A 17978-nucleotide genomic window follows, 5' to 3' on the forward strand; every position below is an offset into this window, starting at 1 on the left:
CGGGACACCGTCTCCGCCAGACGGCGGGGGTACCCCTCCGCCAGATACCGGTTGCACAGATCCAGGGAGGCCAGGGTCAGATAGGACGGACTGGTGGAGCCGAAGAGGGCCAGGGCGTCCTTTCCCCCCTCCCGGAAGGCCGCCGGGGCGGTCTTTCCCACGTGGAGGTAGGCCCCGCCGGTGAGCACCGGCAGCGTCTTGTGGGCGGAGTCACAGCACAGGTCGGCCCCCAGGTCCAGCGGGTGGGCCGCCGGGGAGAGGAAGTGGAGGTAGGCGCCGTGGGCGTTGTCCACCGCCAGCACCGTGCCGCGCCGGTGGCAGACCGCCGCCAGGGCGGCCAGGTCCGCCGTTCCCCCCAGGTAGTCCGGGCTGGTGAGGTACACCGCCGCCGGCGGGGCGGGCAGGGCCACCAGGGTCCGCTCCAGCCCCGCTGGGGACACGGGACAGGCGCACAGGGACCGGCTGTCCGCCTCCGGCCACAGCCACACCGTCTCAAAGTCCAGCAGGGCGGCGGCGCTGACGAAGGCCCGGTGGACGTTCCGGGCCGCCACCACCACCGGCGCCGCCCCGCCGGAGCGGTGCACCAGCGCCAGGTGCAGCATGGCCCGGATGCACTGGCTGGAGCCCTCCGTGGCGTAAAACGTCCTGCCGGAGCCGAACAGCTCCCCGGCGCGGGCCTCGCTCCGGGCGATGATGCCGCAGGCCTCATACAGCGCGTCGGCCCCCCGGACCTCCGTGATGTCCAGGTGCTCGCAGCCCAGGAAGGGCCGCCCCTTGTGTCCGGGCATGTGGAGCCGGGCGGCGCCGTAGCCCCGGACAAAATCCGCGATGGGGGTCTCCATCAGTCCGCTCCGTCCGCGGCCTCCGCCGCCTTCAGCATGATGGCGCACTCCATGCGCTTGCGGAACAGCTCACAGCCCGGCTCGTACACGCCCCGGATGGAGCCGGAGGCGTGGTAGGCGTTGGCGGCGCAGCCGCCGGAGCAGTACAGCTTGGCCCAGCAGCTGGCGCACTCCGGCCGGGCGTAGGCGTTGCAGCTGCGGAACTCCTCCCGCAGGGCGGGCGCGGTGACGCCCTGCCAGACGTTCCCCAGCCGGTAGTCCTCCTCCCCCACAAACTGGTGGCAGGGGTACAGGTCCCCCCAGGGGGTGACGGCCATGTACTCCGTGCCGGAGCCGCAGCCGGAGATGCGCTTGTAGATACAGGGGCCGCCGGTGAGGTCCAGCATGTAGTGGTAAAAGGTGAAGGGCCGCCCCTCCCGCTTTCGCTGGAGCATCAGCGCCGCCAGCTCCTCGTACTGTCCCTTCACAATCTCCAGGTCCTCCGCCGTCAGCGCGGCGGGGTCCCCGGGGGCGCAGACCACCGGCTCCATGCTCAGCTCCGTGAAGCCCAGGTCCAGCATGCACTGGATGTCTTTCAGGAAATCCGGGTTGGCGTGGGTGAAGGTGCCCCGCATGTAGTAGTTCTTCCCGCCCCGGGCCGCCACCAGCTTCTGGAACCGGGGCACAATCCGCTCCCAGCTGCCGTTTCCGGCGTAGTCCACCCGGAGGCGGTCGTGAATCTCCTTCCGCCCGTCCAGGCTCAGCACCACGTTGCTCATCTCCCGGTTGGCAAAGTCGATCACGTCGTCGTCCAGGAGCATGCCGTTGGTGGTGAGGGTGAAGCGGAACCGCTTGCGGCGGGGCCCCTCCTGGGTCCGGGCGTAGGCCACCAGCTGCTTCACCACGTCCCAGTTCATCAGCGGCTCACCGCCGAAGAAGTCCACCTCCAGGTTGGTCCGGGTGCCGGAATGGTCCATGAGGAAGTCCAGGGCCTGCTTCCCCACCTCGAAGGACATCACCGCCCGGTCCCCGTGGTACTTGCCCTGGCTTGCAAAGCAATACGCGCAGTTGAGGTTGCAGGTGTGGGCCACGTGGAGGCACAGGGCCTTCACCACGTCTCCGGAGCGCTCCTTGAAGGTGCCCGCCATGTCGGCGAAGGTGTCCGGCGTGTAGAGCTTTCCGGCCCGCACCAGCGCCTCTACGTCGGCGATGCACGCCCGCAGCTCCGCCTCTGTCACGTCGGGGCGGCCGGCGTACTTTTCCAGCAGGGCGGAGACGATCTCCTCCGCCGTCTTTTCGGGGTACAGGGCGATGATGTCATAGGCCACCTCGTCCACCACATGGATGCCGCCGGAGCAGGTGTCCAGCACGATGTGGTAGCCCCCCAGCTGATACTGATGTACCATAGATCTTTCTCTCCTTATACGCAAAAAGTGCCGCCTGGACCGGCGGCACCCTTTTGGATGGCAGATGCTTACTTCTCCGCGCTCTCGCACTTCTGGTTGGCCACGCCGCAGCTGGTTTTGCAGGCGGACTGGCAGGAGGTCTGGCACTCGCCGCAGCCGCCGTTCTTGGCGCTGTCGCACAGGCTGCGGGTCTCAAGCGTCTTGATTCTTTCCATCATGCATATCTCCATTCTCTTCGTTTTTCTGGCCCGGCCGCCGGGGACGGCGGCCTGATGATCGGGAAGATTTTAACACAACCGGCGTGTAAAGTCAAGGCATTCCGCCTCGGGAGAGGGGGCGCAAACTCTGCATCTCCAGGTAAATTTCAGGTCTACCTGCTGAGGGCACCCTTTCCACACCAAGCCCCCGGACACAGGCTCGAAAGCTCCGCAAAGAAGGAGGCCCCCAGACGATCCGAGGGCCTCCGCATGACAGCCAAAGCAACTTTTAAAAATTCTTCTTCCAGCTTGAGGATGTAACTTCCCATTTACAGCAAATGAATCAACGCAGCATGGATGGACATATCAGCGGACAACTCCCCGTTGGCGGTAAAAGCACTTCTTTGCTGTGACACCTTTGCCATCATATCATCTTCAACTTTCGATAGGTGCGCACACAGTTCTTTTTCAAATTCGGCAAAATCTTTTCGCTTCAATGCATTCAAAATATTGATATGTTCCTGGACCGATAGACCAGGCCGATCGTAAATATACATCGTTGCGAAACGGATTCTCTGTTGCCTGTCACTCAATTGCTCAAAAAAATCATATAGGAGCTTGTTATCGAGTTTTTTAAAAAAATAGTGGTGAAACTCATTATCCAAAGTGAAAAATTGCAAGTAGTCCTTGACTTCATATGCTTTCCGATATGATTCCGTGTTGCTCTCCAAATAGTCAAAATCCTCCTGCGTAAAGTCATTCAGGGTCTCCTTCACCGCAAACGTTTCCAGCAGCCTCCGTATGGTATACAGCTCCGTAATGGATTTGACCGTGATATCCGTCACCCTGAATTTATTCCCCTCGGCCTTTTCCACAAAAGCATCCTTCGTCAGCATCGTGAGGGCTTCCCGAACCGGTGTTCTGCTGATATGCATCTTGTTTGCCAGCTGCTGAACGATGATGAGTTCCCCGGGCTTCAAATTGAGGCGAATGATATCATCCTTCAGCCTTTTGTATGTTTCAAACGTCAAAGAAGCAGATTCCTTTATCTCCATTTAGCGAATCTCCAGTTTCTGTTTAGTGATGTATACGATATTATCCTCTTTTCCATATACTGTCAAGGAATTTAGGAACCGCACTTCTCATCTCATCATGCGTCGAAAGAAGGAACTATTTATTTCTCAAAAATGCGATATTTGTCAATAACCGCCTGGTTTATCTCAATTCCGAGCCCGGGCGCCTCCGGCATCTTTACAACGCCGTCCGTCACCGTAATCGGGTCGGCCAGCAATTCATCCCTAAAGGGATAGGGATTCTGATCAAATTCGAGGAGGCTGCCGTTTGGAATGGAGGCAATCAAATGCATATTTGCGGCAAGGGAAATTCCTGTGGCAAAGACATGCGGAACCACCGGCATGTGGTAGAGCTCCGCCATCGCCGCAATCTTTTTTGCGATCGTAAAGCCCCCGCTCCAGATGCAGTCAGGCTGCACGATATCCACGGCTCTTCGCTGAATCATATCTCTGAACGCGTACATATTGGTCTGCGTCTCATACCCGGAGATGGGAATATCCAGAGCGTCCGCAACCCTTGCACTGCCGTCAATGTCATCGGTGGCCACCGGTTCCTCAAACCAGTAAACCCCAAGCTTCTCCAGTTCCCGGCCGACCTTGATGGCGTCAAAGGGCGTCCATGCGCCGTTGCCGTCGACCATCAGCCGCCCCTTCCCTTTCACGGCCTTCGCACAGGCTTCAATCCTCTCCAAATCCTCTTCCATCGTCCAAGTGTTATATTCAGGAAACGGCATATCATTGACGGGCGACATGAATTCCGCCGGGGTTCTTGCGCACTTGATCTTTGCGTATCGATATCCCTGCTCCATATAGCGCCCCACTTCCTCCGCAAGGCCGGCGGCATCCTTACCCGCCTGGTAAAATCCGGCGCTGGCATAGGGAATGAGCTGATCCCGGTAAGCGCCGACCACTTTATACAGGGGAAGTCCAGCCAGCTTTCCGATCATATCCCAAAGTGCAATGTCAATTCCGCTCATGGCCGCAGCAGTCAGACCCGCCCTTCCGTGCATTCGTGAGCCAACCCACATATGCTGCAAGATTTTCATAATGTCTGTCGGATCTTCGCCAATGACATACCTGGCCAGTTCGTGTTCAATCATATGCGCCGTAGAAAATGGAGGACCGCCAAAACATGCAGATTCTCCCCACCCAATTAGGCCGTTATCCGCAGTCAGCTTCACCAGAACTGCATTTCTGGTGTCGAAGACGTTCAGTGCGTCCGAAATTGCCTTCTCGTATTTGTAACTCAGCACAATTGCCTCTACGCTCTTAATTTTCATGGCCTTCTCCTTTATTTTACATCAAACTGGGCAGGAACTCCGTAAACCAAGGCACATACGTGGTGAGCAGCAGGAACACCAAGCCAATGCCAAGCGGAACTGCAATTTTTCTCATAACACCGCCCAAAGACACCTCGCCGATTTGAGACCCCAGCAGAACACAAACACCCACCGGCGGCGTCACAAGTCCCAAGCACATATTCATGCCAAAGATGATGCCGAAATGCACGGGGCTGATTCCATAGGACTCTACAAGCGGCAACAGTACGGGGACCAGCATCACAATTGCAGCATTCGCCTCAATCAACATTCCAACAATAAAGAGGAACACATTGATGATGAGGAGCAAGACATATGGGTTCGAGGTCAGTGTACTCATCCATGCGGTAAGCTTGTTTGGCAGGTCGGCCAGCACAATCACAACGCCGGCGACTTTCGCCGTAGCCGTCAGCAGGAGAAGTGCCGCCGATACGACGGAGGAATCAATCAGAATCGACTTCAGATCTTTTATTGTGACCGTCTTGTAGATGAACATCGACACAACCAGCGCGTAGACCGCCGACAGTGCAGCAGCCTCTGTCGCTGTACAAATTCCCCCAAAAATGCCTCCCATAATGAGAATCGGCATAAGGATTGCGAAGGAGCCGTCCGTCAGCGCCTTCATCTTCACTTGAAGGGATACTTTTTCAGTCGATGGGAAGTTATGACGCCGGGCATATACCCACACATACAGCGTCAGGGCAAGCGCAAGGCCCACGCCCGGAATGATAGCCGCAAGAAATAACTGCCCAATCGAAGTTTCCGATGCCACTCCATACACAATCAGGAAAATGCTTGGGGGAATCAGCGGCCCCAGAGTCGACGCCATCGATGCAATGGCCGCCGCAAAGTCAGCGGGATACCCCACCTTTTTCATGCCGGGAATGGTGATGCCGCCAATCGCCGCCACGGTAGCAGAACCGGAACCAGAGATGGATGCAAAAATTGCCGAGGCAACAACAGATACCATGCCAAAGCTGCCCTTATGTGAGCCAATCAGTGCATTGCTGACCTTTAGGATTTTCTGTGTAATGCCGCGGGCCATAATATTTCCGGCAAGGACAAAAAACGGAATGGCCAGCAATGCGGTCGAGTTCATTCCCAGGAACATTTTCTGCGGCAAATACATGAGAGAACAGTTATCGGACATCAAAATGGCAATGGTTGTGGAAATACCAATGGAGTAGGCAATCGGCATTCCAATGACAGAAAGCAGAACCATCGCAGCAAGAAGGAGGACTCCAGGATTCATACTGCATCTCCCTCCTTCTGCTGCTTAGGCTGCATGCACGCTGCAATTTGAAGCAAAAAATCTTCCACGGTAGCCATCATGATGAAGAACGTCCCCAGCGGAAGCGCTGCATAGAAATATCCCATGGGAACTTTCAAGGATGTGGAAATGGTGTTCATGGTATTGAACACCAGCTGCGTGCCATATACCAGCAGCAGCATCAAAAAAGCCAAAATGCATACGGAAAAAATGATTTTGCACCGTGCCGCCTTTTCCTTAGGCAGTATCCCGATGACAACATCCACAGCCAAATGCTTGCCCTTCCTCGTCGCAACAGCGGAACCAAGCATCGTCAGGTAGATAAACAGATACCGGATCAGCTCCTCACACCAAGACGGCGCATTCGATAAGACATATCGCATGAAAACCTGATAGCACATAAGCAGGGTCATGATGGACAAAAGCATCATGGAAATGATGCACAGGCATTTTTCAATACCGTTTAACACCCTGCTGTATCTTTTTAAAATCAATTCCAGCAAAGTACTCTCCCCCCAATGGCAGGCAGATTCGTGTTCTCGATGTCCTGCACACCCGTCAAAATTCCAGCGTCGGAAAATGGATTGCCCTTTATGCCGCCTCTTTGATTCTATTGACCCACTCTACCAATTCCGGATAATTGTCCTCCGTAAAAGAGGAAACGCGGTCGGCAAACTCGCTCATATCCACATCAACAATCTCGACACCGGCCTCTTTCCACATGCCGATATACTTCTCCTCCTCATTGTAGGAATACTCACTTCGCCAGAGAGCGGCCTCGTTCGCACATTCCTCAATGACCTCCTGCACCTCCGCCGGAAGCCCATTCCAATAATTCAGGTCAAGTGCAAACACATCGCATCCGCAAATGTGGTTTGTTCTAATGAGGTAGTCGCAGACGTCGTAGAAGCCGTGGCCATAAGATTCAATAATCGAGTTTTCCTGCGCATCAACCGTGCTCTGCTGGAGAGCGGTAAAGGTATCGGTAAGGCCGATCACAACCGGAGATGCTCCCAGCGCCTCCCACAAAATCAGGTACGACTCAACGGACGGAACGCGAATCTTCAATCCGCTGTTCTTCAGCTCCTCCAAGTTGGTAAACTTTTTATTCGACGTCGTCACGCGAAACCCTCTATACTGAGCGCCGAGAAACTTAAAGCCGCAGGTCTCTCCAACATAGTCGAGGACTTCTTCGCCAAGGTCGCCCTGGTACACCTTCATAAAATGATCATAAGATTCGAAGAGATAGGGGATCGCATCCAAGTTGGCACTGGGATCATAACTTGCATAGGAGGAAAACCCCTCCAGAACGACCTCGTTCATCCCCATTTTCAGGCCCTCAATCGTGTCCGTCCAGTCGCCCAGAACACCGCCGGAATAAACCTGAATGTCAATGCAGCCCTTCGACCGCTCTGCAACCAGCTCAGACAGCTTAACCGCCACCTGATCTTTGATTTCACCAACCGCAGATGCATTGGCCAGCCGGATGACCAAGGGCTTATCAGGGGTATATCCACCCAGAGATGCCGCTTCCCCGCCCGGCTGCTCCGTTTGCACCGGTTGTTCAGATTTGGGGGTGGTATCTACAGGTTCCCCGCTACAGCCGCAGAATGAGGTGACGAGCAATGCGATGAGCGTTGCAATTCCCAAGACTTTTTTCATTTCAATTTACCCCCCAGATAATTTGAATTAGAAAATGTATACATTTTCTAATTCAAATTATCTCACGCCATTTACCATTCGTCAAGTGCGTATGTTTACAGTATTACATTCCCTCTTTTATTAATTTGTACCAATCTTCGGCTCGGTATCGACGCTCCATCTCTCGCATTTAAGACCGTACTCGTCTCAAGAACCTGCCCAAGGAGAACTATGATGAAAACGAAAGGATCGCCATGGGCGCGGCAGCGATAACCGCATGCACCGCCTGCACGGCCTCCTCCCCTTCGGCTGGCAAGAAGCCCCGGCAGCCGAAGCTGCCGGGGCTCTTGGTCGGCGGTCCGCCCGGGCCCGTCACCGGACCAGGTATCCGCCGTCGATGGGCATGACGATGCCGTTGACATAACTCGCCGCATCCGAGACCAGCAGGAGCACCGGGGCCACCAAGTCCTCCGGGGTCCCCCATCTGCCGGCGGGGATGTGGTTCAAAATGTTCATATAGGCCGCCTCGTCATTTTGAAGCGCCGTCGTCATATCCGTCCGGATATATCCGGGGGCTATCGCGTTCACCCGGATTCCCTTGTCCGCCCATTCGTTGGCAAACGCCTTTGTGACCTGGGCGATGGCGCCCTTGGACGCCACGTAGGCCCCCACCCGCTTTCCGGCGACGAAGCTGTTCATGGAGGCCAGGTTGATGATGCGGCCATCCCCCTGCCGGATCATATATCTGCCCACCAGCTGGCTGCAATACACCACGGAATTCAGATTGGTGGCAATCACCGCCTCCCACTCCTCCGCGGGAAACTCCTCCAGCCAGTGGCGGCGGTTGATGCCGGCCGCATTGATGAGAATGTCAATCCGGCCCCCCAGCGCCCGGGCCGCGGCCTCCACCCCGGCCTCCAGCTCAGCACGCTCCGCCACGTTGCAGCGGATTGCATGCACCGCGGGGCCGTCCCCCTGCATGTCCGCCACCAGCCCGTCCGCACAGGTATGATGATAAAAAATCGCCACCTCCGCCCCGGCGTCATGCAGGCCCCGGGCCAGACAGTTGCCGATTCCACGGCTGCCGCCGGTGACCAGCGCCTTTTTCCCCGTCAAATCCAGTAAATTTTTCATCGTATTCCTCCTCTTCTATTCGGAAAGGGCCTTGATTTCATCCAGAACGGACCCGTCTCTCCAGTAGACCAGGCCCACGGTCCGCCGCCCCTTCCGCAATGACGGCAGTTTTCCCGTATATCTCTCGGCAATCCGCTTCAGCGCATGGATATCCGTCACGGGAACCCCGGCGTCTTTCAGGCGCAGCGCCAGTTCCCGGTTCCGGGAAAGGGCGGTATTGACCGCCACGCCGTCCTGACAGACGAACACATCCACAAACCGCCCCGGCGTCGTGACCGTGCCCACACGGTCCACAATGGTGGGATATTTGCTGCGGTATGTGGGCGCCGTAATAACCGTCATCTTGGCGCCCTCCGCCGTGTCTCCATGCCCGCCGGCCCCGCTGATGACGCACCCATTGGAGTCCGTGATGACATTCACGTTGAAGTCCGTGTCGATTTCCGTAGCGCCCAGGATCACAAAATCCAAATCCTTTACAATCGGTCCCCCCTTGGCCAGGGGGCTTGCATACGCCTCCGCGGAGACCTCCACGTGACCTGGATTCCGCCCCAGGGACGCGATGGCGGTTTGGTCGAAACTCTGGGTATCATAGAGAACCGGGAGCAGCCCCTTTTCATGCATTCGCACCAGAATCGCTGTGATCCCGCCCATGGCAAAGCGGCCCGTCAGCTGGCGGCGCTCCATGTAGGCCTCCACCTGGGCGGCCACCGCCAGAGAGATCTTCCCCGCCCCGGTCTGCATGGCGGAGCCCTCGTGCAGATGCCCGGAATGGATGATGGTCTGCGCCGCCAGTTCGGCGATCCGGATGTGCAGGGGGCTGGAGGACAGCCGCATGGAGCCGGTGGCAATCCCGGAGGGGTCTCCAATCGTATCCATCGGCACCACATAGTCCACGAAACTCTGGTCAATAGAGACCGGAGAGACCGGCACCGGGGAGAGCGCGTCCGTCAGGACAACCACCTTCTTCGCATAGCGCACATCCGTGAGGGAATACCCCATGGCGCCAAAGGCGGAACGGCCGCCGGTTCCGTTGCAGTTTCCGTTCCGGTCCGCAGCCGATGCGGCGACGAAGGCCACGTCGATGCGGATATCGCCCCGCTGCAAGGCCGCCGGCCGCCCGCCATGGGTGCGAAGCTCGCAGACCTGACGGATTTTTCCCCGTTGCAGCAGCCGCCCCAGGGCGGGGGAAAAGCCGCTGGTCTGGAACTTTGTAAAAGTGCCGTCCTCAATATAGGGCGCCAGCACATCGTTTCCCCCGGACAGGCTGGAGGGGGCCACCGTCAGATTTCGGTTGCCGGCACGCCGGATGGCCTCTGCAATTTGTCCGCTGGCCGCGTCGCCGCTCCGGAGGCAATGGTGGAAAGAAATCGTCATGCCGTCCTCCAGGCCGCAGAGACGGATCGCCTCCTCCAGCGAGTTCACCACCTTACTCATTTTCCGCCGCTCCTTCCTCCCCGCCGGACAGCCCCATGGCCGCCGCCGCGGCCAAAACAGCCTCCGCCTGCCGCAGCACCGGTTTATCCAGCATTTTTCCGTCCAGCACGGCCACGCCCGCGCCCATCCGCCGTGCCTCCTCCATTTTCCGGGTCACGCGAAGCGCATGGGCAACCTCCTCCCGGGTGGGGGCATAGACCGCGTGGACAATGGGCACCTGCCGCGGAGATATGATGAATTTTCCGTCGTATCCCCACCGCTTCCCCTGCTCCGTCATGGCGCGGAGACCCTCGTCGTCCTTGACGTTCGTATACACGGTGTCGATGGCAAGCTTTCCGGCGGCCTTGGCCGCAACGACCAGATGGCGGCGGGCGTACTCCAGCTCGTCGTGATCCGCGGTGCGCCTCACCCCGAGGCTGACCGCAAAATCCTCGCCTCCAAAGCTGCATCCCATCAGCCGGTCACAGCAGCACAGGCAGCTTAGCGCGTTCTCCACCCCCAGGGCGGACTCCGCCGTGCCGATGATCCAACGCGATCCGGGCTCCAGGCCGCAGGCCTCCTCGACCTTTCGCATCTCCGCGTCCGCATAGCGGATCTCCTCCGACCGCTCCATCTTGGGCAGCATGATGCCGCGGATGGGAAGCGGCAGCATCTCCCGGATGTCGTCCAGGAAGAAGGGGGTGTTGACGCCGTTGACGCGAACCATGGCCGGGCAGGACGACAGGCCCCGGGAGAGGTAGGTGCGGAGCAGCTCCCGGGCAAAGGGCTTTTGATCCGGCGCAACCCCGTCCTCCAGATCAAAGAGGATCATATCCGCCCCCATCAAATCCGAATACAGAAGCATCTTCGGCGAGTTGGCGGGAATGGAGAGTATGGTGCGAAGCAGCATGTTTCTCACGTCCTTTCCGCTTCCCGGATCGCCGCCCGGAGGCGGGCTTCGATCACAAATTCCAGCGCGCCGCAGTCCCGGATGGAGACGCGGATGCCGTCCGCATGTTCCTCCTCCAAAACCCGCTCCGCCGCTGCCGTCACCGCCGCCCGAAACCGCTCGTGGGGCAGCTGCTCAATAGCAATCTCGCGTCCGGCCGCCAGCGGAGAGACGGTGATCTGCGCATCTCCCTTTTCCTCGGTACCGGCTGTTATGTTTCGTCTCAGCATAGGACCCTCCCCATTACACTGGATGGATGCAGCCGCCGCGGAGCATCGTCGTGCCCGGCGGCGGCTGGCAGAGCGGATGTAAGTCGTCAGGCAATTGTCAGGGGGTAGAAAATCGGCAGCAGCACCATGCAGAACACAAAGGAGATCCCCACCAAGGGCAGGCCGACCTTGGTATAGTCCTGGAACTTGTAGCCGCCGATGCCCATGACCAGTGTGTTGGCGGGCATTCCCAGCGGGGTCGCATAGGCGAAGCTGGCCCCCAGGACAATGGCCATCAGGATGGCTCTTGGGTCCGCGTTCAGCCCCTGGGCGATGGAGCAGCCCACCGTGCACATGATGGTGGCGGCCGCCGTGTTGGAGATGAACTGCGTCAGCACACTGCACGCAAGGTATAAAATCGCCATCAGCAGGATGGGGGACATCCCCTCGCCGGCCATGGCAACCACCTTATCCGCCAGCAGTTGGCCCGCGCCGGTGTTGTTCATGGCGGTGGAGAGGGGCAGCAGGCCGGCCAGGATGAAGATGGTCTTCAGATGGATGGAGCCCAGGGCCTCCCGCTCCTTCAAAATCCCGGTCAGGCACAGCAGCGCCGCGCAGACGCAGGCGGTGATATGCAGCTTGACGCCGATCTGGGACTCAAAGCACATGCCGAGGAACGCCACTGCCAGGAGAACGACGGTGAGGACCTTTTTCCACCGGGGCACCTTGCTGTAATCCTCCTCCGCCGCCGCCACAACGGTGCGGTCGTCCTCGTAGTCCGGCAGCAGGGGCCGCAGGACGGTGGCCAGCAAGATGGAGGTGAGGACGGTAAGCGGCAGGCCGATCTTGGTGAACTCAAACATGCTGAACTGCTGCTCGTAGCCAAACTCGGCCATTGTGGTGTTTGCGATGACGTTGACCACCGTGCCGATCAGCGTGATGGTCCCGCCCACGCCGGCGCCGATGGAGATGGGCATCATCAGTTTGGAGCGGTGCGTCCCGGATTCATGGCAGACGCCCATGACAATGGGCATCATCATGGCGGTGACGCCGGTGTTGGAGAGAAAGCCGGAGAGAAGTGCGGTCACAAGGCAGGTCGTCAGGATTTGGCTGCGCTCCGTCTTGGCAAAGCGCAGCGCAAACCGCGCGATGTCATGGGCCAGCCCGGTGGAGAAAATGGCCTGTCCGATGATCAAAAATGCGCCGATCAAAATCACGTTGGAGTTCGAGAACCCGGCCACGGCCTGCGAGGCATCCAGGCAGCCGCAAAGGCACAGGGCCAGCGTGGTACACATTGCGGTAAGCGCCAGAGGAATTTTTTCCGTCACCATCAGGATGATGGCGATGATCATGATGACAAAGGTCGCGATCATGGTATTCATAGTCGTTCTCCCAATATCCGTCTATTTGTGATGGAACCCGCCCTCCAGAGCGTCTACGGGACGGCTCAGCAGGGCCAGGCCAGCGTATAGATGCTGGGGCCGCCATTCCAGACGCCCTTGAGGATCTTCTCAAGCTGCTCGGGATCGCGCTGGCTCATCAGTCTGGCGTCAGGCAGGGTGCCCACCGGGGCAACGCTCAGGATATCGTCATGCAGCTTGACCAGATAGTCGCAGACGCGTGCGCAGGCGGGAATCCCCTTGGCGGGGTCCGCCTCCTTGGCGTGCCCCAGCGCCCCCTCCGGGAAGCAGACGACCTCCAAACCGCAGTTGCCCACCTGGCAATGGCCGGGAAGCGGGTAGCCGTAGATGTCTCCGCCCCGGTCCACATGGCCGTAGGGCAGCCAGCCCTTCACCTCTGTGTTGTCCGCGTCCTCGGGATGGTACAGATCGGGGGCCAGGGCGCCAAACACGGACTGCTCGGCCTCGCAGGCGTGCTGCATGGGGTTGTTGAAGGGACCGCCGTTCTTCTTGTCCTTCAGACGGGTGCCCATGGTGCGGGGCACATCGACATAGTAGATCATCGCGGGAACCTGATACTTCTTGTGCCACTCCTGCATGGCCACGGGGGTGGAGTACTCCTGCCCATGGAGGCTGACAAAAATCATCTTGCGGAAGCCGGAGTTCCACAGGCCGGACATGATGGCCCGCAGATAGGCGCAGAAGGTCTCGTCCGGCACGGGGATGTTCAGAAACTGGCCCAGATGATAGGCGGGGTGGGAGCCGTAATAGATCGGGGGCGCAATGGTGCAGCCCACCTTTTCCGCCACCATCTCGCACATGCGGGAGGCAATAAACACATCCTGCCCCACCGGGCCGCTGTTTCCGTGGTTCTCCATGGAGCCCATGGGGATCAGGATCACATCGTCTTTGGCAAGCCGCTCCTTGCACTCCTTCATGGTCATTGTGGACAGGTACAGGCCGTCGGGCTTGTCCATATGCCCGCCCCGGGGAGGAAACTTCCATTCATTGGCAGGGGCTGCAACGGCTGCGTTCTGCTGGTCTTCCATGATCTTCTGTTCGTCCATAGCGATTTCTCCTTCTTCATTCAGCTGGTGGTTGGGCCGGCATGATCCAACGGGCGCGGCCGGAAATGGCGCCTCTTTTTTGTACGTCTTGTTTTTCAATCAGTGATATATCACTTAATGATTGAATGATATATCTTTGCCGCAGGATTTGTCAAGGGGTTTTTCAACTTTTTTCAACTTTCTACCAACCTCACAGTTTTCAGGAGTTGCTTTGTGGGTTTCATAGAAAATTTCCGACGCAGCGTCCATTGGGATTTTTGGTTGAAAAGTCTTCCAGAACCTTATATAATATAGAAATTATACGAAAGAAAGGCCGCCTTCATGAAAAGAGTAACTTTGTCTGAGCAAGCCTATACCGCCCTGAAGGGCAAGATCTCCAAGCTGGACAGCGGGACACATCTCAGTGTCCGCAGCTTCTGCGAGGAAGTCCATATGGGGTATACGCCCGTCCGCGAGGCGTTCTTGCGGCTGGAGCGGGAGGGCCTGCTGCGCCAGATTCCGAACGTCGGATTTCTGGTGCAGTCTTACGATATTCCCGCCATCATCCATTACTATCAGACCCGGGAGTGTCTGGAGCCCTTTGTATTGAAAAATGTGTTTGACCACCTGACGCCCGAGGACATCTCCACCATGGAGCGGGAGTTCGAGGCCTGTTCTGCGGCGATCCGGGCCGACGACTCCCGCGGGTTCATCCCCCACGACATCGCCTTTCACATGGTCATGTTCGACCGCTACAAAAACCCCCATCTCTCCAACCTCTACCAGGCCATCCGGGAGCAGAACATGTATTTTTCCAGGCAGAACAACTCCGTCTTGTCCTATGCGATCAACGATCACCTCCAGCTGTTGGACGCCATCAGGGCAGGGGACTGCCCCGGGGCCGTGGACATCCTGAATGCCCACATTGCCCACGCCAGGACAAACATGATCGCCGGGTTCACGCTGTTCTCCGAATAATTTTCCGGCAGCGGGCCGCATCCGGCGGTATGAACGGCCTCTCCCCTCCGCTTTTGCACAGAGAAAAGGCAGCGGCGATACCTGTGGTATCGCCGCTGCCTCTCTTTCCCCTGGCCTGTGCCCGGTGCACGAGCCGGGGATTTTTCTGCAAAGGAACGCCGGGCCGGAACGAAATGGTTCCCTCTCGTATCCCCCGTCTGCATAAGCCGGGCGCCTGCCGGATGATCCGGCAGGCGCCCGGCGTTTTTATTCGGAGACGCCGTTTTTCCAAATCACGAACTCCTTGAACCCGTTGTGTTCAGCGGCAGTCAGCTCCCCGCCGGCGACCGCCTCCAACTGCGCCCACAGCGCCGTCAGCGCGGAGTCCATGGAAGTCCCCGTCAGAAGCTGTCCGGCGTCAAAGTCGTTCCAATGTCTCTTCCGCCTGTAGAGCTGGGAGTTGGTGGCCACTTTGAAGGTGGGCACAAAGCCGCCATAGGGGGTCCCGCGGCCTGTGGTAAACACCACCATATGGCAGCAAAGTCCCAGCGCCGTCGTCCCGGCGGTGTCGCTGCCCGGCGCCCACAGCAGGTGGAGCCCGGCCTTTTCCAGCGGCCGCCCGTAGCGGAGCACGTCCACAACCGGAGCGCGCCCGCCCTTTTGGATGCAGCCCAGCGACTTCTCCTCCAGCGTGCTGATTCCTCCATCCAGATTGCCCAGGGAGGGATTCCCGGAGATGGAGGCGCCGTTGTCCATGCAGTACTGCTTGTAACCGTTGACCATCTCGACGATCTTCTCAAAGGTCTGCCGGTCAGCCGCCCGGTTCATCAAAATCGTCTCCGCGCCGAACATCTCCGCCACCTCGGTCATCACAACGCTGCCGCCGCAGGCGACGATGACATCTGAGAGCGCCCCCAGCAAGGGATTTCCCGTCAGGCCCGAGAAGCCGTCGGACCCGCCGCACTCCAGCCCCACACGGAGTTTGGAAAAGGGCGTCCGAACCCGCCGGTCCTGCCGCGCCCGCTCATACAGCTGCCGCAGAAGCGACGCGCCGGCGGCAATTTCGTCCTCCACAAGCTGCGTCTCCAGGAAGCACACCCGGTCGGAAGGGTACGCCCCCAGGACCTTTTGGAACTCCGCAATGCGGTTGTCCTCGCACCCCAGCCCAAGCACCAAAACGCCCCCCGCGTTGGGGTGCCTGACGGCCATCGCCAGGGCGTTTTGGGTGTTCTCATGGTCGTATCCCTCCTGCCCGCAGCCGTAGGGGTGGGCCAGCACCCGAACGTCGTCCACCCCCTCCGGCACTTCGCCGCCTCCGCAGCCGACGGACTTCAGGAAGGCCTCGACAATCCGGCTGCCGATGGCGTTGACACAGCCGACCGTCGGAACCACCCAGAGCTCATTTCGGATGCCGACGTCGCCCCCCTCCCGGGGATAGCCCAGGAAGAAGCGCTCCGCCGGGACGGGAAGCGCCGGCGGTTCCGCCGGCGTATAGCGGTACCCCAGCAGACCATCCAGATCGGTCACCAGATTGTGGGTATGTACCCAACCGCCCGCGGGGATATCGGCAGCGGCGTGGCCGATGGGATAGCCGTACTTGATCACCTGCTCTCCCCGACAGATCGGGCGCAGTGCCAGCTTGTGCCCGGCCGGTATGGGTTCCCGCACCGAAAGGGTGCGGCCATCGAGGACAACCTCTTCTCCCCTTTGCAGCTCCCGCACTGCAACACAGACGGAGTCCTCCGGGTGCATTCTCCCATATGCCTGCATCCGCATCACGCCCCCTGTCCGCCCAGTGTTGAAATCAGCCTGCCGGAAGCGTCAAACCGCAGTTCCTCCGGCCCGGAGACCGCCCGCACGCCTTCTCTCTCCCGCATCTCCTCATAGAGCGCCGGAGAGACCTGCACCAAGGACACCTCCAGCGTGTTGCGAATCCGGGCGAGCTTCACCCGTTTCCGCCGCTCCTCCGGCAGATTTCGCAGCGCCAGCAAAATGGCGTCCCGGTCGCTGTTGGCATAGCAGGGGATGTGGGCGCAGCGGAGCTCCAGCGAGTTGAAGTGATTCGTCCAAGTCGGCCCCCAGTCAATCTCGTTGAGACAGTCCCGGGTCGTCACATCGGCAAGGCCGATGCCGCAGGCATTGTGGTGCGTATTTGGCGTAATGCCCAGCACAACGACGAGGGCCGTGTCCAGCACCTCGGAAAAGGCCCTGCAGCCAGGGTCCGTCGGCCGGCCGGTGACATTGGGATCGGCGCCGCAGCCGCTGACATCCTTTCCAATCTCGTCCAAAATCAGAATATCACATTGGTCAAACTTCAGCTTTCCAATGCGCTCCTTCGCCAGGGCCAGCAGCCGCCGGTCCAGCTCCAGAATGTGTTCCCGCTCGGCAGCTTCTATGGCGCAGATCTCATCATACGCGTTTTGCACCACGCCGATGCCGATCATCAGGTCGCGGCAGGCGATGAACCGCTCCGCCGCCGCCGGAAGGAGGGTGGGAAACTGCTCCACCCCGGCGCCATGGATGACGGAGGCCCCCTTGTGGTCCCCCAGTCCAATGGCGATCATCTTGGCAAGGCCGCTCTCATGGCTGCCCCGGAAGTCGGTGTGGGGCTTCACTTTGTTGAACAGCAAGATGCCGTCCGCCTCCCAGGCGCAGCGGTTGCAGCAGAGCGGAATGCCGTTTTCCAGTTCCCCGTACTGCACCACGTCCAGCGTGGCGAGGATGGGCACGCCCATCTGCTCCTCCGTGATGCCGTAGCCGCGCAGTATCTCCAGCTGTCCGAAAACCGTTCCGCCGCCGTGGCTGCCCATGGAGGGGACGAGAAAGGGCAGGGCCCCCCACGCCTTCAGCTCTTCGCAAATCGCCCGGACCATCTCCGCAAGATGGGGAATGCCGCGGCTGCCCACGGTAACGGCAATCCGCTTTCCGCAAAACCGCTCCTTATGGGAAATCCCGGCGTCCAGTCTCTCCCGGATACAGGATGCCGCATCCTCGATCTTCTGATGGTCGTAGGTCTCCTCCACCGTGATCATCGGGGGGATGGAGACGGCGTCCATACCCTCGATCACGACACCCTCCACCTCTGGAAATGCAATAAACATACGCTGCCAGGACCTCCCTCTCTATTTTCCAGCACTTTTGCG

16 protein-coding genes and 1 pseudogene are annotated in these 17978 nt (G+C 59.1%); 1 reads left to right on the forward strand and 16 read right to left on the reverse strand.

Annotation, left to right across the window (positions count from 1 at the left end):
• The 14 genes and pseudogenes from QZS21_RS01665 to iolN all read right to left on the reverse strand — a co-directional run.
• A pseudogene (locus QZS21_RS01665) lies at positions 1 to 842 on the reverse strand (amino acid decarboxylase); the annotation flags it as partial.
• The gene (gene scfB, locus QZS21_RS01670; RefSeq protein ID WP_295579461.1) at positions 842 to 2227 is read right to left on the reverse strand and encodes a thioether cross-link-forming SCIFF peptide maturase; all 1386 of its coding nucleotides are present in this window, start codon (positions 2225 to 2227) and stop codon (positions 842 to 844) included. The pseudogene QZS21_RS01665 and the gene scfB, both read right to left, overlap by 1 nt.
• 68 nt (positions 2228 to 2295) lie before the next feature.
• Positions 2296 to 2442 carry a six-cysteine ranthipeptide SCIFF gene (scfA, locus tag QZS21_RS01675; RefSeq protein ID WP_295579655.1) on the reverse strand — a complete coding sequence of 49 codons (147 nt, stop codon included), beginning with the start codon at positions 2440 to 2442 and terminating at the stop codon, positions 2296 to 2298.
• Positions 2443 to 2753: 311 nt separating this feature from the next.
• On the reverse strand, positions 2754 to 3479 hold the full coding sequence (locus QZS21_RS01680; RefSeq protein WP_295579464.1) for a GntR family transcriptional regulator: 726 nt from the start codon (positions 3477 to 3479) through the stop codon (positions 2754 to 2756).
• Between the two features lie 119 nt (positions 3480 to 3598).
• Complete coding sequence (locus tag QZS21_RS01685) at positions 3599 to 4777, reverse strand: mandelate racemase/muconate lactonizing enzyme family protein (protein WP_295579467.1); 1179 nt, start codon at positions 4775 to 4777, stop codon at positions 3599 to 3601.
• 16 nt (positions 4778 to 4793) lie between these two features.
• The gene (locus QZS21_RS01690; RefSeq protein WP_295579470.1) at positions 4794 to 6068 is read right to left on the reverse strand and encodes a TRAP transporter large permease; all 1275 of its coding nucleotides are present in this window, start codon (positions 6066 to 6068) and stop codon (positions 4794 to 4796) included.
• On the reverse strand, positions 6065 to 6589 hold the full coding sequence (locus QZS21_RS01695; RefSeq protein WP_295579473.1) for a TRAP transporter small permease: 525 nt from the start codon (positions 6587 to 6589) through the stop codon (positions 6065 to 6067). Before QZS21_RS01695 ends, QZS21_RS01690 begins: the two co-directional genes overlap by 4 nt.
• 88 nt (positions 6590 to 6677) lie before the next feature.
• A complete protein-coding gene (locus QZS21_RS01700) occupies positions 6678 to 7748 on the reverse strand; it encodes a TRAP transporter substrate-binding protein (protein WP_295579475.1) in 1071 nt (356 codons plus the stop codon).
• Positions 7749 to 8099: 351 nt separating this feature from the next.
• Positions 8100 to 8861: an SDR family oxidoreductase gene (locus tag QZS21_RS01705; protein WP_295579477.1), complete on the reverse strand. Its 762-nt coding sequence runs from the start codon at positions 8859 to 8861 to the stop codon at positions 8100 to 8102.
• A gap of 15 nt (positions 8862 to 8876) precedes the next feature.
• On the reverse strand, positions 8877 to 10295 hold the full coding sequence (gene citF / locus QZS21_RS01710) for a citrate lyase subunit alpha (protein WP_295579480.1): 1419 nt from the start codon (positions 10293 to 10295) through the stop codon (positions 8877 to 8879).
• Positions 10288 to 11184, reverse strand: a complete 897-nt coding sequence (locus QZS21_RS01715) for a CoA ester lyase (RefSeq protein WP_295579484.1) — start codon at positions 11182 to 11184, stop codon at positions 10288 to 10290. The genes citF and QZS21_RS01715 overlap by 8 nt, the downstream gene beginning before the upstream one ends.
• 5 nt (positions 11185 to 11189) lie before the next feature.
• Positions 11190 to 11453, reverse strand: coding sequence for a hypothetical protein (locus tag QZS21_RS01720; RefSeq protein WP_295579487.1), 264 nt, complete (start codon positions 11451 to 11453; stop codon positions 11190 to 11192).
• Positions 11454 to 11539: 86 nt separating this feature from the next.
• Complete coding sequence (locus QZS21_RS01725) at positions 11540 to 12814, reverse strand: SLC13 family permease (RefSeq protein ID WP_295579490.1); 1275 nt, start codon at positions 12812 to 12814, stop codon at positions 11540 to 11542.
• Positions 12815 to 12879: 65 nt separating this feature from the next.
• On the reverse strand, positions 12880 to 13899 hold the full coding sequence (iolN, locus tag QZS21_RS01730) for a 3-dehydro-scyllo-inosose hydrolase (RefSeq protein WP_295579492.1): 1020 nt from the start codon (positions 13897 to 13899) through the stop codon (positions 12880 to 12882).
• 336 nt (positions 13900 to 14235) lie between these two features.
• On the opposite strand from iolN, the gene QZS21_RS01735 reads away from it, so the two are divergent.
• Positions 14236 to 14856 carry a GntR family transcriptional regulator gene (locus QZS21_RS01735; protein WP_295579494.1) on the forward strand — a complete coding sequence of 207 codons (621 nt, stop codon included), beginning with the start codon at positions 14236 to 14238 and terminating at the stop codon, positions 14854 to 14856.
• Between the two features lie 246 nt (positions 14857 to 15102).
• Here QZS21_RS01735 and QZS21_RS01740 read toward each other — a convergent pair whose 3' ends face one another.
• Both QZS21_RS01740 and QZS21_RS01745 read right to left on the reverse strand, forming a co-directional pair.
• Entirely contained in the window at positions 15103 to 16611 is a 1509-nt protein-coding gene (locus tag QZS21_RS01740) for an altronate dehydratase family protein (protein WP_366557569.1), read from the reverse strand.
• A complete protein-coding gene (locus tag QZS21_RS01745; RefSeq protein WP_295579498.1) occupies positions 16611 to 17936 on the reverse strand; it encodes a hypothetical protein in 1326 nt (441 codons plus the stop codon). The genes QZS21_RS01740 and QZS21_RS01745 overlap by 1 nt, the downstream gene beginning before the upstream one ends.
• Positions 17937 to 17978 lie beyond the last annotated feature (42 nt).

This window comes from uncultured Oscillibacter sp., assembly GCF_900544955.1.
Lineage (GTDB): Bacteria > Bacillota > Clostridia > Oscillospirales > Oscillospiraceae > Oscillibacter.